Raw genomic sequence first — 14,110 nt, forward strand, 5'->3', positions numbered from 1 at the left:
ACGCCAGGCCCTCGGCTCCCGGGGCCTGCGTCTTCTCCGGTTTACCTCACACCTGTCGATGGCGCCCGAGCTTGCCGCTCGGGCGCCTGTCTTCTGCTGTGTTCCAGGGGCCCTACGCAAAGCCGGCGAGTAGGTGGTAAAGCTTAGTGCCCGGGCGGCGGCGTCTCCCCCAGCAGCGTCTCCGGCAGCGTCAGTCCCAGCGCGTTGGCGGTGCCCTGAAGCACTGCCACCGAGGCGTGAAAAGCCTCGGCGGGGCGCCGGGTGCGGATGCTCTCCATCAGCACCCGGTGACGCTCCAGGCTCTCCTCGGGGTCGCTGGCACTGACGTTGGAGGTTTCCACCAGCAGATGGATCGACGGGCGCAATATGTGCGAGAGCTGGGTCCAGACGATGTTGTGGGTGGCCTTGAAGATGGCGACGTGGAAGGCCACGTCGCAGTCGCTGTGCAGGCGGGCGCGCTGACCGTCATCGTGGGGCTGGCGCAGATGCTGGCCCATGCCGTCGAAGGCTTCCTCGATCGCCACCAGGTCGCGGGCGGTGGCGCGCTTGGCGGCGGTCATCGCCACGTAGGGCTCGACATCGAAGCGAAAGGCGAGAATCTCGCGCTGGATACCGGGGTTGGGCGTGGCGAAACGCGTCATCCAGGCGGTGACCTGGGGATCGAGAATATTCCATTCGGAATAGGGGCGAACGCGGGAGCCGTAGCCGGAGATGCGCTCGATGATGCCGGCATCCACCAGTTGGCGCAGATCGCTGCGCACCGCCGAGCGATTGAGCGCGAAGCGTTCGCAGAGATCGATCTCCTTGGGCACGAATTCGCCGGGCTGGTAGTGTCCGGTGAAAATCTCGCGTACCAGCACGTCGGAGACGCTGATGCGCTTGGCGGCGGTGGGCGTTGGCTGGTCCGGCACGACAGAAAGACTCGACTCGCAGTGTCCGTGGAGAAATAGGTTCGACATATTTCGGCGTAAGGTCATCTTACCCGTCTGATCGGCAGCGAAGCGACTGACAAAGGTCGACATACGGCCATGGTCTTACCCGGTCTCGGGCGATTCGACTCATGCTATCCGGCGCGGACGCTGGCGCGCTGGCCAGCGTGCCGCATCGCCTGAGGTATCAGCGCAGCAGGTCGACGGCCAGGCGGGTGAGTGCCGCGGAGGCCTGCGCGATGTAGCGCTCGTCGGGTTGATAGTCGGAGTTGTGCAGGCGGTCGTCGCGCCCCGGTTGGCCCGCCCCCAGATAGATCTGGATCGACGGCATGCGCTCGGAGAAGTAGGAAAAATCCTCGGCACCGAAGTCCGTCCCCTGCGTGATCGACACCGGCGCGCCGAACTGCTCGGTCAGCGAGCGCGCGGCCTGGTCGACCAGACCGTCGTCGTTCTGCACCGCCGGGGCGCCACGCACGTACTCGATCTCGGCAGTTAACTGCAGGGCTTCGGCCCCATGCTGACAGATGCGGCGAAACGCGGCTTCGGCGCGGTCGCGGGAGGCTTCCGAACGGCAGCGTACGGTCCCTTCGAAGGTGCAGCTGTCCGGGATGATGTTCTGGCTCTCGCCACCCTGAATATGACCGATCGTGAGTACCGCGGATTGCGCCGGGTCCATGTTGCGCGAGATCACGGTCTGCAGCTGCGAGATCAGTGAGGCGGCGCCGACGATCGGGTCGATGGCGTGGTGGGGGCGGGCGGCGTGGCCGGACACGCCGTTCACCGTGACCCGGAACTCGTCGCTGGAGGCGGTGCTCGCCCCGCGCAACAGCATGACGTGCCCGGTCGGCAGCTGGGGCTGATTGTGAAAGGCGATCGCCATCGCCGCGCCGTCGGCGGCGCCATCGGCGACCATCGCCTGGGCACCGCTCTCCTGGGTCTCCTCGGCGGGTTGGAAGATCAGGCGTACCGACCCCTTGAGGGTCGGTGCCAGCTCGCGTAGCGCGGTGGCCGCGCCAATCAGCGCGGCGGTATGGGTGTCATGGCCGCAGGCGTGCATCTTGCCGGGCACGGTCGAGGCGAAGGGCAGCCCGGTCTGTTCAGCGATCGGCAACGCATCCATGTCGGCGCGCAGGATCACACACGGGCCGGGCGCGCCCCCGGCGATCTCGGCGACCACGCCGGTACGGCCGACGCCGGTCTGCACCGCCAGGCCCAGCGCCTCGAGCTCGCTGACCACCAGCGCTGCGGTGCGGTGGGTATCGAAGCCGGTTTCGGGGTGAGCGTGAATGTCTCGGCGGATCTCGATGAGCCGCGGCTCGACCGCGCCGACCAGGCGCTGAATCCGCGCGCCGATACCGCCGTGATCGATCGCGCCATGATCGGTGGTGTCATGCTCGACGGCGTCGGGGCGGGGGGTGGAGAGGGACATGTCGACGGGCTCCTGGGGCTGCGGTGAACGATTTTTTCCGGCTTCGACTTTTGTTATACAATCGAATAACAACAATCATGTGGTGCTTGTCGGCGCATGACAACCTGCGCGCCGACACGCGAGCATCGCAAGCCCCCTGCCACGAGGAGATTCCATGGCCCAGGCGCAACCGATCGTCGGCGTCTATCTCAGCGACTCGCTGGATCTCGATGCGCTCTACGGAGATGCCATTCGCGCTATCGCCGAGGATGTGATTCTACTGCATCCGGCTCAGGTCGAGCGTCCCGAGGCGGTACGTTTCGCGATCTGCTGGCTACCGGCCGCTGACGCTTTCGAGCCCTATCCCCATCTGGCGCTGGCGATGTCCATCGGTGCCGGGGTCGATGCGCTGATGAATCACCCCGGGCTCGACCCCGCGGTGCGTATCGCTCGGGTCCGCGATCCCCACCAGGCGGACCTGATGGCGGGGTTCGCCGTCCACGAGATTCTTCACCACGAGCGTGAGTTCGAGACCCTGGCGCGCCAGGCGCATACCGCCAACTGGCACCCGCTGCCGATGCGCGCCCCGGCGTCGCGCTGTGTCGCTGTCCTCGGGCACGGGACCATGGGGCGTGCGGTGGTCCAGGCCGTCGCGGCGCTGGGCTTCACCGTGCGCGTGGCATGCTCGCGGCCGCCCGCGGCTCCGGTGGCCGGTGTCCACTACGAGACCGGCCCGACGGCGATCGACGCGGCCGCGAGTGGCGCCGATTACCTGATCAACGTGCTGCCGCTGACGGCGGACACCCATGATGTGCTCGATGGTGCGCTCTTCGAGCGCCTCGCCAAAGGCGCCTGGCTGATACAGATCGGGCGTGGCGAGCATCTGGTCGAGCGTGATCTGCTGGCGGCGCTGGCGGAGGGCACGCTGGCCGGCGCATCGCTCGATGTCTTCCGTGAAGAGCCGCTGCCCGCGGCGCACCCCTTCTGGTTGGACCCGCGGCTGCGCATCACGCCGCACATCGCCAGCGACTCGCTGCCGCAGGTGGTCTCCGAACAGGTGGTCGAGACGGCGCGGGCGCTGCGTGACGGCGGCGACATGGCGCTGGTCGTCGACCGCGACCGCGGCTATTGACGCCAGCTCTCCCACCCCATTCATCACAGGGCTCTGCATGAACGCAACCGTCGACACCGTCGCGACCATGAGCGACGCCGAACGTCAGGCACGCATCGAGCTGGCGGCCTGCTATCGCCTGGCCGCCCACTACCGCATGACGGATCTGATCTACACCCACATCACTGCGCGCGTCCCCGGTGAGCCAGGGCACTTCCTGATCAACCCCTACGGCTGGCGCTGGGAGGAGATCACCGCCTCGTCACTGGTCAAGATCGATGTCGATGGCAACCGGGTCGACGACAGCCGCGCACGGGTCAATCCCGCCGGGTTCACAATTCACTCGGCGATCCATGCTGCCAGCCATGACGCCGCCTGGGTGATGCATACCCATACCCGCGCCGGTGTCGCCGTCTCCTCGCTCGAGGAGGGGCTGCTGCCGCTCAATCAGATTGCCCTGCAGTTCCATGGCCGCCTCTCCTATCACGACTACGAAGGCATCGCCCTGGATCTCGACGAACGTGAGCGCCTCGTCGCCAGCCTGGGCAGTAACCCCGCGCTGATACTGCGCAATCATGGCCTGCTGACCACCGGCGCGAGTGCCGCCGAGATGTTCAACAACATGTTCTATCTCGAACGTGCCTGTGACATTCAGGTGGCGACCCTGAGCATGGGGTGCACGCCGGCGCCGGTGCCGGAGGCGCTCGCGCGCCATGTGGCGGCACAGTACACCCGGACGATCCACGAGGAGGGCGATCTGGGGCTGGAGTGGGAGGCGCACCTGCGCACCCTGGAGGCGCTGGACCCCGGCTACAAGGCGTAGCGCCCGGCGCGCTGGAGGCGTACGCCTCGCCGACGCGCCTTAGGGAAGCGCTGAATAAATTGCCGAACGAGATGAAGGGCAAGGCGCACGGAACGCAGACTCGAAGCAACGCGTAGAGAACGCCCGTAGGGCGGCCCGGCAGGGCAAGTTGCCGAAGGCAACGCGTCACGCGAGACATCACAGGGGGTTAGGCGAGTCTTCGACCGGGCTGGCGCCCCAGTACCGCGCAACATAGTCATGCGCTGGGGACGCCGATTCCGTGCAGGCATTTATGCAGTGATTCCTTAGCGCTCGGTGGGGACGCGATTTTCCACCCAGCGCAGGGTCAGGATCAGCACGGCACTGAGGCAGAGATAGACGGCCACCAGAAACAGCAGCGGCTCGTAGGTGAGATAGGTCGCCTGGCGCACCTGGGTGATGACGGCGTAGAGATCGGTGACCGCGATCGTGGCGACCAGTGGCGTCGACTTGAGCTGCAGAATGATCTCGCCGGTCAGGGTCGGCAGCGCGCGATGGACCGCGCGCGGGAACCAGATGCGACGAAAGATCTGCCAGCGCGACATGCCGAAAGCCTCGGCGGCTTCCAGCTCGCCGCGGGGGACGCCGGCGAAGGCGCCGCGCATCACCTCGCCCTCGTAGGCGGCGAAGGAGAGGGTCAGCGCGACGAAACCGTAGGGCCAGGCCTGGCGCAGATAGTCCCACGCCCAGCTGCCGCGAATCTCCGGGAACTGGGCGAAGACGGCACCGAGGCCGTAATAGAACAGCCACATCTGCAGCAGCAGCGGGGTGCCGCGAATGATGGTGCAGAAGCCCGTCGCCAGCCAGCGAAACGGCCAGGCGCCGCCGACCTGGACCAGCCCGAGCGGCAGCGCGATCAGAAAACCGAAGAAGACGCTCGAGACCAGCATCGCCAGGGTCATCATCAGCCCCTCGCCGAGCTTGGGCAGATAGCCTGGCAGCCACGCCCAATCCATCAGCCGAATGATGAGGACGAGCCCGACGAGGGCCACCAGCAGCATCACGATGCGATGTGGCTGTGCCAGCACCGCAGAGAGGCGAATCGGGCCGAGCGCCGGACGACGGCCGGGGGAGGAGAGGGTATCGAGTTCGGCCACGGGGTCTCCTCAGGCTTGACGGGCGGAGACCAGGCCCCGACGGGCCCGACGTTCCACACGCTTGAAAATGACGTTAGAGATCAGGGTGAGCGCCAGATAGAGCGCCCCCGCAGTCAGGAAGAACAGCAGATAGGCGCGGGTCGCCCCGGCCGCCTGGCGGGCGGCGAGGGTCAGCTCGCTGAAGCCGATCACGGCCAGCAGCGCGGTGTCCTTGGTCGCGATCATCCACAGATTGGCCATGCCCGGCAGTGCGTGGGGCAGCATCGCCGGCAGGGTGACCCGGCGCATCACCAGCGCCCCCGGCATGCCGAAAGCCCGCGCCGCCTCGATCTGGCCGAACGGCACGGCACGGATGGCGCCCCGGAACACCTCGGTGGCATAGGCGCCTTGGACCAGCCCGATGACCATGATGCCGGCGGTCAGACCGTCGATGTCGACACGGCCGAAGCCGAGGGCAGCGGAGGCGCGACTGAGCAGGTCCGTGCCCACATAGTAGAAGAGCAGGATCAGCACCAGCTCCGGGACGGCCCGGATCACCATGGTGTAGACCTCGAGCAGATCGCGCACGACCTTGCCGCCGTAGAGTTTACCGGCGGCACCCAGGATGCCGATCACCACGCCGAGAAAGTAGCCGCCGGCGGCCAGCTGGAGCGAGTGCCAGAAACCGACCAGCAGCACGCGTCCCCACCCGGGGGGATCGTAGGCGAGCAGGCTGAAGTCGAACACGGTCGTCATGGGATGACACCTTTTTTGACCAGAGCGAGTTTTGACCAGAGCAAGTTTTGACCAGAGCGAGTTTGACCAGGGCTGGTTTGATCAGCGCCTAGCGCCGGGCCACCGTTGTCTTGGGGGAGACGGTGGCCCGGCAGCGGAGCGGCGACTCGGGCTGTGTCTGAAAAGTCGACGAGCGCAGGCCAGGCAAGAATCGGCGAAGTGCGGGGTTCATGCGATGTCAATGAGCCTGTGACTCGCTCCGCTCGCCCTTCGGGCGTTCTGAACGTTGTTCAGTGAGCCGATTTGTCATGCGGTATGGGCAAGCGCCGGACTTTTCAGGCATGGCCTAGTCGCCGTAGATGCTGAGATCGCCGAAGTAGGGCTTGGAGATCTTCTGATAGGTGCCGTCTGCGAGGATATCGGAGATCGCTGCGTTCACCCGCGACAGCAGTTCGGTGTCCTCTTTACGCAGGCCGACGCCGACACCACGGCCAAGCACGGCGGGATCGGCGGCGACGTTGCCACGGAATTCGCAGCACGCCTGACCGAGGTCGGAGTCGATGAACGGCTGCATCGCCAGGGTGTCGCCGACCACGGCGTCGATGCGCCCGGCACTCAGGTCCTGAAGCTCCTCGTCGAGCGTCTGGTAGACCTTGATGTCGGCGGCGCTGTGGGAGAAGTACTTGTAGGCGTAGCTCTCCTGGATCGAGCCGGACTGGACCCCGAGGTAGGCACCCTTGACCCCCTCCGGCGTGGGCTGCACGTCGCTACCCTTGGCGGCGAGGAGGCCAGTCGGGGTGTCGTAGTACTTCTGCGAGAAGGCGATCTGCTTGGCGCGCTCCGGGGTGATGCCCATCGAGCCGATGATCATGTCGATCTTGCCGGTCTTGAGCGCCGGGATGATGCCGCCCCAGGCCAGGGGCACGATCTCGCACGTGGCGTCGAGACGCTGGCACAGCGCATGGGTGAAGTCGATTTCCCAGCCGGACCACTCGCCGGAGGCATCGGGGCTGTAGAACGGGGGGTAGGGCTCGGCGGAAATGCCGACCCTGTAGTCGTCGTCGGCCGTGGCGGAAAGCGTGAACACGGTGAGCAGAGCAAAGGCGCTGCCGGCTAGGAGTCGTTTCATCGGGTCAGTCCCTCGTCGAAAGGCTTGTTTTCAAAGTGCGATTTTTTTCAAAGTGCGAAATGGTAACGGAAACGCAGGGCGGTGGCGCGCCGGGGCTGACATCGGGACTGGCGTCGGCGGGATAGGGCTTCGCCGAGAGGCCGATCCTGTCGTCCACGGCGGCAGCCGCAAGGGCAGCTTCCGCACCGGGCGTGAGCATGGCAGTGCCTGGGCACGTCGCGCGCGGGGAGAGGCCGCGCGGCTGGCGTCGAAGTTGGATCATGTCGTCACGCAACGGATCTTATGAACTGTTTTAGGTTTTCCGATTGCGGTGACTCGAAAATCTGTGCCGGACTTCCCTGCTCCTCGATGATGCCATCGCGCAGGAACACCACATGCGTGGCGACGTCGCGAGCAAACGCCATTTCATGCGTGACCAGCAGCATGGTGCGGTGCTCCGCAGCCAGGTCGCGGATCACGGACAGGACTTCGCCCACCAGCTCCGGGTCGAGCGCCGACGTCGGCTCATCGAACAGCATGGCCAGGGGGTCGACGGCCAGCACGCGGGCGATGGCCGCGCGCTGCTGCTGGCCGCCGGAGAGAAAACTGGGGTAGACGTCCAGCTTGTCACCCAGCCCGACCCGTTCGAGCAGTGTTCGGGCGCGCGCGATGGCGGCTTCCCGCGGCATCTTCAGGACGTGGACGGGCACTTCGATGATGTTCCCGAGCACCGTGCGGTGCGGCCACAGGTTGAAGCTCTGGAAGACCATGCCGAGGTGGGCACGAATACGCTGGATCTGGCGGCGATCGACGGGTACCAGAGCGCCATCCTTGTCCGGTCGCAGCTGGTAGGGTTCGCCCTGGATGGCGATCTCGCCGGCGGAGGGCTTCTCGAGCAGATTGATGCAGCGCAGCAGGGTCGATTTGCCCGAGCCCGAGCCGCCGATGATGGCGACGATATCGCCCTGTCGCGCGGTCAAGGAGATGCCCTTGAGCACCTCGACGCCGCTGAACGACTTGCGCAGAGCGCGAATCTCGACCGCCGGCGCGGTGGCTGACGGCGCGGTGCCATCAGGTTGCGTGACATCGCCTGTCACAGCTTGTTGTTGCATAGGATTTCCCCTGTTTGCGGCCTGCCGGATCCTGGAAATGCCTGCGATTCAGGCGTCGGCGCGCGATAGGTGGGCTCTTGCAATCTTACTGTTGTTATACGACAGTATAACAACCATCCCAAGAAGCAAAGGCCGGATGCCACTGGCCCGCCGCGAGCCGGCCTGCATCAAGGCTGTATCGGCCGGAGCGCGCCTTCGGCGCAGGGTGGAAACCCACATCGTGTCACGGAGAGCCACGTCATCCATGAGCCGCAAGACGTTCCAGCGCCTGTCTCTCGACGAGCGCCGTCGCAGCATGCTCGAGGCGACGCTGGAGTGCATCGCACAGCACGGCCTGGACGGTGCGACGGCACGACGGATAGCGGAAAGGGCCAACGTGACGGCAGGTCTCATCAGGCACTATTTCGGCTCGAAGGAGGACATGGTACTCGCTGCCTACGGCTACCTGGTAGGCCAGTTGACCATGCAGGCCGCCCAGGCCTCGGGACAGGACGCCACCCACCCCGAGCGGCGTCTGGCCCGGTTCATCATCGCCAATGTCACACCGCCCAATCTGTCGGACCGCAACGTATCGCTCTGGGCCACCTTCATTGGCCGGATCCGGGCGCTGCCGAGTTATGCCGACATCCATCGCGAGAGCTATCGTGACTTCCTCGATCTGCTCGAGACGATGATCCACGCGGTCATGGCGGCGAGACAGCGGCCCGTCTCCGCGGAAGCTTGCCAGGATCAGGCGGTGGCGCTCAACGGTCTCATCGACGGCCTCTGGCTGGAGGGCTCTCTCGATCATGGGCTCTACGCGGCCGATCGACTGCCCCGCATCGCACTGACCGCGGCCGCGGGTATCCTCTCGTTGCCGGCCGACGCGCTGTCGATCCATCTGGAGCCCCACGCCGACACCCCACCCGACAGGAACTGATTTTCATGCGTTATGCTGCGATTACCGACCGTCTTCGAGGGATCGGTGGTGACAAATGGAGACTTCACAACGAGTCGCGGCAGCGTATCGCTGCCGGTGAGGAGATCATCGAGCTGACTATCGGTGAGCCCGACATCACCACCGATCCTGCCCTCGTCGAGTGCTGTGTCGAGGCATTGCGCGCAGGGCGCACGCGCTACTCCAACGGCCGTGGGGAGCAGGGGCTCGTGGCGGCGCTGATCGATCACTATGCCCCCCGGCTGCCCGATATCGGCGAGGAGAACGTGCTCTGCTTTCCCGGTACGCAGACGGCGCTGTTTGCGGTGATCCTGGCCCTGGCGGGGGAGGGCGAAGGCGTGTTGACCGGCAACCCCTTCTACGCCACCTACGAGGGCGTGATTCGCGCCGCCGGGGCCTCGCTGCAGTCGGTCCCCCTGCATATCGAACATGGCTTCGTGATGCAGCCGCAAGACCTGCGGGCGGCGATCACGCCGGCGAGCCGGGTGCTGCTGCTCAACACCCCGCACAACCCGACCGGTGCGGTGCTGGATCGCGCGACGATCGAGGCGCTCGGTCAACTCTGTATCGAGCACGATCTGTGGATCGTGTGCGACGAGGTGTACGAGGCGCTGATCTTCGAGGGCGAGTTCGTCTCGCCGCTGGAGATCGCCGCGTTGCGCGAGCGCACCGTGGTGGTCTCTTCGATCTCCAAGAGTCACGCCGCCACCGGGTTCCGCAGCGGCTGGTCGATCGGCCCGGTCGCGTTCTCCCGGCGCCTGCTGCCGCTGTCGGAAACCATGCTGTTCGGCAACCAGCCGTTCATCGCCGATATGACCGAAGCGGCGTTGCGCGGTGATTTTGACACCGCGGAACGCCTGCGCGAAGCCCTCGGCCGTCGCGCGCGTCGCGTCACCGCGGCGATTGCCGAATGGCCCCTGCTGTCCGCCAGCCTGCCGCAGGGGGGCATGTTCCTGATGATCGATGTCTCGCGTACCGGGCTCGATGGAGAAGCCTTTGCCGAGCAGTTGCTGGCACGGTACGGAGTCGCCGTGATGCCGGGCGCGTCCTTCGGGGAGAGCGCCACGGATCTGATTCGCGTGGCGCTCACGGTGCCCGATGAGGTGCTGATGGAGGCCGTCGCGCGCATCGGGCGTCTATGCGAAGCGCTCGATCACGACGCCCGGATGCCGGGAGACAGGGTATGACAGGCTTTCCCATGACCCTCGACAACCCTGTCGAATGGCAGGCGCCGCTGCCGGCAGAGAGTAACGTGGTGGTGGTCGGTGCCGGGGTGATCGGCGTCACCTGCGCGCTGTTTCTCGCTCGGCGCGGTGTCGCCGTCACCCTGCTGGAGAAAGGGCGTGTCGCAGGTGAGCAGTCGTCGCGCAACTGGGGCTGGATCCGCCAGCAGGGGCGGGCACCGGAGGAGCTGCCGATCTCCCGCGAAGCGATCGCGCTCTGGCGCAGCCTGGCCGATGAGTGCGGCGAGGATATCGGGTTGGCGCCCGGAGGGGTGACCTACTTTGCCCGCACCGAGGCGGAGATGGCGTCGTTCCATCAATGGCTGGTACATGCCCGCGAGCACGGTCTGGATACGCGGCTCCTGGATGGCGCGCAGGCCGCCGCGCGGATCCCGGGCATGTCGAGGCCGGTGGTCGGCGCCATGGAAACCCCCTCCGACATGCGTGCGGAGCCGTGGAAGGCCGTGCCGGCGCTGGCGCGTCTGGCGGCGCGCGAAGGCGTGACCATCATCGAAAACTGCGCGGTGAGAGAGATCGACACGGCGGGGGGACGGGTCGCCGGGGTGGTGACCGAAGCCGGGCGGATTCGTGCCCCCGAGGTCGTGGTCGCCGGTGGCGCCTGGAGTTCGCTGCTGCTGCGCCAGAGCGGTATCGATATTCCCCAGCTGTCGGTGCGGGGCACGGTGATTGCCACTCAGCCGCTGGATGAGGTCTACGCCGGCGCGGCGACCGATGACAAGGTCGCTTTCCGCCGCCGTCAGGATGGCGGCTATACGCTGGCCGCCGCCGGTTTCCACGAGCTCTTCCTCGGGCCGGAGGCGTTTCGCCACGCGCGGTGCTACTGGCCGGCGCTCCGCGCCGACCCGTTCGGGACTCGGTTCAAGCTCAAGGCGCCGGCGGGGTTCCCCGATGCCTGGGGGCTGGCGCGACGCTGGTCCGCCGATCGCGAGACGCCCCTGGAGCGCATGCGCATGCTCGACCCGAAGCCCAATGCCCGTGTCGTGAGGGAGATGCCCCGGGCCTTCGGCGCGCTGTTTCCGGCACTGGGGGAGGTCCGGGTCAAGGCCGCCTGGGCCGGCATGATCGACGCCATGCCCGATGTCGTCCCGATCGTCGATCGCTGTGCGCCACTGCCGGGCCTGACCATCGGTACCGGCATGTCCGCGCATGGCTTCGGTATCGGCCCGGGATTCGGCCGCGTGCTGGCCGACCTTGTGCTGGGCAGGGCGAGCGGACATGATCTGCATCGCTTTCGTTTCACCCGGTTCAGCGATGGGTCGCCGATCGTGCCGGGCCCCGCGCTCTGACTTGGCGCTACGCTTTTTTCGTACTTCCTGATAGAGACTGCTCGACCATGCCCGCCCCACGCCCTGTATCGACACCCCGTCGTAACCCCGTCGCCCAGATCGTCGAACGGTTTCCCTTCATGATCGTCGACGGCGCCCTGGCCACCGAACTCGAACGCCACGGCTGCGATCTCAATGATCCCTTGTGGTCGGCGCGTGTCCTGCGCGATGCGCCAGAGGTCATCCGCCAGGTGCATCGCGCCTATTTCGAAGCCGGCGCGGACTGCGCGATCACCGCCAGCTACCAGGCGACGCGGGAGGGGTTCATGCGTGCCGGGCTCGAGGCCGGTGAGGCCGAAGCCTTGATCGGGCGGTCGGTGACGCTGGCGAAGGAGGCGCGCGATGCCTTCTGGACGCAACACGCCAGCGAACGGCGCCCGCGGCCGCTGGTGGCCGCCTCGGTCGGGCCCTACGGTGCCTATCTCGCCGATGGCAGCGAATACCGGGGCTATGCCGATCTCGATATCGACCGGGCGGGCCTGGCGGACTTCCATCGTGCGCGCCTGGAGAGGCTGCTCGCCGCCGAGCCGGATCTGCTCGCGGTGGAGACGCTGCCCGCGCTCGATGAGGCGCTGGCGATCGCGGATCTGCTCGCCACTGCCCCGGTTCCCGCCTGGGTCACCTTCTCGGCACGCGATGAGGGGCACATCAGCGACGGCACGCCGATCGAGGCCTGCGGCGAGGCCCTGGACGGGCTGCCGGGCATCGCCGCCATCGGTATCAACTGCACGGCACTGGCCCATATCGAAAGTCTGGTCACGCGTCTGCGCCGCGTCACCCAGCTGCCGATCATCGTCTACCCCAACTCCGGCGAAGCCTATGATCCGGAGACCAAGAGCTGGCACGCCGGCTGCGCGCACGCACTGGCACCCCGTGATCTCGCCGACGGGCTGCCGCGCTGGCTGGCCGCCGGTGCCAGCGCCATCGGCGGCTGCTGCCGTACCGGGCCGGATGATATCGGGGCGTTGGCCCTGGCGCGCCAGGCACGGATGCCCGGCTAGAACACCCAGTTGGGCAGTGTCAGCGAGACCGCGGGGACGAAGGTGACCACCAGCAGCAGCGCCACCAGCAGCAGCCAGTAGGGCAGGATCGCGCGAATGAAGGCGCCGATCGAGACGCCGGTGATCGAGCAGGTGGTGAACATCACCGTCCCCAGCGGTGGCGTGATCGTGCCGATCGAGGCGTTGAGGATGAAGACGATGCCGAAGTGTACCGGGTCGATGCCGAACTGGGCCGCGACCGGTGCCAGCAGCGGCGACAGCACGATCAGGATGGCGTTGCCCTCGAGGAACATCCCCAGCACCAGCAGCAGCAGGTTGGCGATCAGCAGGAAGGCGACCGCACTGCCGACGCCCGAAGAGAGCATCAGCGCAATCTGCTGCGGAATCTGCTCCCAGGTGAGCACGCGGGCGAAGCCCGATGCCACGGCAATGATGAAGAGCACGTTGACCGAGGCCATCAGCGATTCGCGGGTGGCCACGGCGACGCTGCCCAGGCCCATCTCGCGGTAGACGAACAGCCCCACGATCAGCGCATAGAGCACCGCCATGGCGCCCGCCTCGGTGGGCGTGAACACGCCGATACGGATGCCCCCGATCACCACCACCGGCAGCAGCAGGGCGATGATCCCTGCGCGGGTCACGCTGACCCACTCGTGGCGACTGATCCGCTCGCGGCGCGGCTTCTGGTAGCCGAGGCGGCGGCACTGGATCGATACCAGCACCATCATGGCGACCGCCATCAGCACGCCGGGGACGACGCCGGCCAGGAACAGCCGGCCGATCGAGACGTTGTTGACGTAGCCGTAGACGATCAGCGCGATGCCCGGCGGGATGGTCGAGGTGATCAGCGACGACGAAGCGGTGATCGCACTCGAGAACGCCTTGGGGTAGCCCGCCTTGGTCATGCTCGGCACCAGCAGCTTGGCGTTCATTGCCGCGTCGGCGATGTTGGAGCCGGAGAGCCCGCCCATGAAGGTGCTCAGCAGCACGTTGGCCTGGGCCAGCCCGCCGTGCAGGCGACGGGTCATCAGCTCGGCCAGCTTGAGCAGACGCTCGGTGATACCGGAGTGGTTCATGAACACCCCGGCCATGATGAAGAACGGAATCGCCAGCAGCGAGATCGACTCCAGCCCGCCGGCGAGGCGCTGGATCAGCATCACCATCGGCTGGTCGGCACCGATCAGAAAGTAGGTCAGGCTCGACGCGAACAGCGCGAAGGCCACCGGCGTGCCCAGGCAGAACAGGATGAAGAGCGCGACGAGCGCGATGCCAACGGCCATCGA

Annotated in this window: 13 protein-coding genes; 6 read left to right on the forward strand and 7 right to left on the reverse strand. The window is 66.7% G+C overall.

The genetic code is table 11. The features are described 5' to 3' along the window. Positions 1–143: 143 nt before the first annotated feature. Together DOM67_RS09810 and DOM67_RS09815 are read right to left on the reverse strand one after the other, a co-directional pair. Positions 144–911 carry an FCD domain-containing protein gene (locus tag DOM67_RS09810; RefSeq protein ID WP_232825199.1) on the reverse strand — a complete coding sequence of 256 codons (768 nt, stop codon included), beginning with the start codon at positions 909–911 and terminating at the stop codon, positions 144–146. Between the two features lie 205 nt (positions 912–1,116). Beyond that, the gene (locus DOM67_RS09815) at positions 1,117–2,358 is read right to left on the reverse strand and encodes a M20 family metallopeptidase (protein ID WP_110675464.1); all 1,242 of its coding nucleotides are present in this window, start codon (positions 2,356–2,358) and stop codon (positions 1,117–1,119) included. A 154-nt stretch (positions 2,359–2,512) separates the two neighbouring features. On the opposite strand from DOM67_RS09815, the gene DOM67_RS09820 reads away from it, so the two are divergent. Continuing rightward, a complete protein-coding gene (locus DOM67_RS09820; RefSeq protein ID WP_110675465.1) occupies positions 2,513–3,469 on the forward strand; it encodes an NAD(P)-dependent oxidoreductase in 957 nt (318 codons plus the stop codon). Positions 3,470–3,506: 37 nt separating this feature from the next. Then, entirely contained in the window at positions 3,507–4,271 is a 765-nt protein-coding gene (locus DOM67_RS09825) for a class II aldolase/adducin family protein (RefSeq protein WP_110675466.1), read from the forward strand. A gap of 284 nt (positions 4,272–4,555) precedes the next feature. On the opposite strand, the gene DOM67_RS09830 is transcribed toward DOM67_RS09825, so the two are convergent. From DOM67_RS09830 to DOM67_RS09845, 4 genes are all read right to left on the reverse strand, one after another. Continuing rightward, a complete protein-coding gene (locus tag DOM67_RS09830) occupies positions 4,556–5,386 on the reverse strand; it encodes an ABC transporter permease (RefSeq protein WP_232825200.1) in 831 nt (276 codons plus the stop codon). Between the two features lie 9 nt (positions 5,387–5,395). Beyond that, a complete protein-coding gene (locus DOM67_RS09835) occupies positions 5,396–6,121 on the reverse strand; it encodes an ABC transporter permease (protein WP_110675467.1) in 726 nt (241 codons plus the stop codon). A gap of 325 nt (positions 6,122–6,446) precedes the next feature. Continuing rightward, positions 6,447–7,229 carry a transporter substrate-binding domain-containing protein gene (locus DOM67_RS09840; RefSeq protein WP_110675468.1) on the reverse strand — a complete coding sequence of 261 codons (783 nt, stop codon included), beginning with the start codon at positions 7,227–7,229 and terminating at the stop codon, positions 6,447–6,449. Between the two features lie 266 nt (positions 7,230–7,495). Next, a complete protein-coding gene (locus tag DOM67_RS09845; protein WP_280951057.1) occupies positions 7,496–8,305 on the reverse strand; it encodes an ATP-binding cassette domain-containing protein in 810 nt (269 codons plus the stop codon). A gap of 259 nt (positions 8,306–8,564) precedes the next feature. Here DOM67_RS09845 and DOM67_RS09850 point away from each other — a divergent pair, with 259 nt between their 5' ends. Genes DOM67_RS09850 through mmuM form a run of 4 tightly spaced genes read left to right on the forward strand, consistent with a single transcriptional unit; the run spans position 8,565 to position 12,827 of the window. Further along, positions 8,565–9,239, forward strand: coding sequence for a TetR family transcriptional regulator C-terminal domain-containing protein (locus tag DOM67_RS09850; RefSeq protein ID WP_110675470.1), 675 nt, complete (start codon positions 8,565–8,567; stop codon positions 9,237–9,239). A gap of 5 nt (positions 9,240–9,244) precedes the next feature. Then, positions 9,245–10,444 (forward strand): pyridoxal phosphate-dependent aminotransferase, encoded by a 1,200-nt coding sequence (locus tag DOM67_RS09855; protein ID WP_110675471.1) that lies wholly within the window; start codon positions 9,245–9,247, stop codon positions 10,442–10,444. Beyond that, positions 10,441–11,787, forward strand: a complete 1,347-nt coding sequence (locus DOM67_RS09860) for an FAD-binding oxidoreductase (protein ID WP_110675472.1) — start codon at positions 10,441–10,443, stop codon at positions 11,785–11,787. The genes DOM67_RS09855 and DOM67_RS09860 overlap by 4 nt, the downstream gene beginning before the upstream one ends. Positions 11,788–11,834: 47 nt before the next feature. Continuing rightward, positions 11,835–12,827, forward strand: a complete 993-nt coding sequence (mmuM, locus tag DOM67_RS09865) for a homocysteine S-methyltransferase (protein ID WP_110675473.1) — start codon at positions 11,835–11,837, stop codon at positions 12,825–12,827. Here the strand turns inward: mmuM and DOM67_RS09870 are convergent. Further along, positions 12,824–14,107 carry a TRAP transporter large permease gene (locus DOM67_RS09870; protein WP_110675474.1) on the reverse strand — a complete coding sequence of 428 codons (1,284 nt, stop codon included), beginning with the start codon at positions 14,105–14,107 and terminating at the stop codon, positions 12,824–12,826. The genes mmuM and DOM67_RS09870 overlap by 4 nt on opposite strands. Positions 14,108–14,110: the final 3 nt, after the last annotated feature.

Source organism: Salinicola sp. RZ23, assembly GCF_003206675.1.
Lineage (GTDB): Bacteria > Pseudomonadota > Gammaproteobacteria > Pseudomonadales > Halomonadaceae > Salinicola > Salinicola endophyticus.

What these genes read in the sequence shown, in the direction of transcription:
- DOM67_RS09815 (WP_110675464.1), bottom strand. Translation starts at nt 2,358, where the DNA reads ATGTCCCTCTCCACCCCCCGCCCCGACGCCGTCGAGCATGACACCACC.
- DOM67_RS09820 (WP_110675465.1), top strand. Translation starts at nt 2,513, where the DNA reads ATGGCCCAGGCGCAACCGATCGTCGGCGTCTATCTCAGCGACTCGCTG.
- DOM67_RS09825 (WP_110675466.1), top strand. Translation starts at nt 3,507, where the DNA reads ATGAACGCAACCGTCGACACCGTCGCGACCATGAGCGACGCCGAACGT.
- DOM67_RS09835 (WP_110675467.1), bottom strand. Translation starts at nt 6,121, where the DNA reads ATGACGACCGTGTTCGACTTCAGCCTGCTCGCCTACGATCCCCCCGGG.
- DOM67_RS09840 (WP_110675468.1), bottom strand. Translation starts at nt 7,229, where the DNA reads ATGAAACGACTCCTAGCCGGCAGCGCCTTTGCTCTGCTCACCGTGTTC.
- DOM67_RS09850 (WP_110675470.1), top strand. Translation starts at nt 8,565, where the DNA reads ATGAGCCGCAAGACGTTCCAGCGCCTGTCTCTCGACGAGCGCCGTCGC.
- DOM67_RS09855 (WP_110675471.1), top strand. Translation starts at nt 9,245, where the DNA reads ATGCGTTATGCTGCGATTACCGACCGTCTTCGAGGGATCGGTGGTGAC.
- DOM67_RS09860 (WP_110675472.1), top strand. Translation starts at nt 10,441, where the DNA reads ATGACAGGCTTTCCCATGACCCTCGACAACCCTGTCGAATGGCAGGCG.
- mmuM (WP_110675473.1), top strand. Translation starts at nt 11,835, where the DNA reads ATGCCCGCCCCACGCCCTGTATCGACACCCCGTCGTAACCCCGTCGCC.
- DOM67_RS09870 (WP_110675474.1), bottom strand. Translation starts at nt 14,107, where the DNA reads ATGGCCGTTGGCATCGCGCTCGTCGCGCTCTTCATCCTGTTCTGCCTG.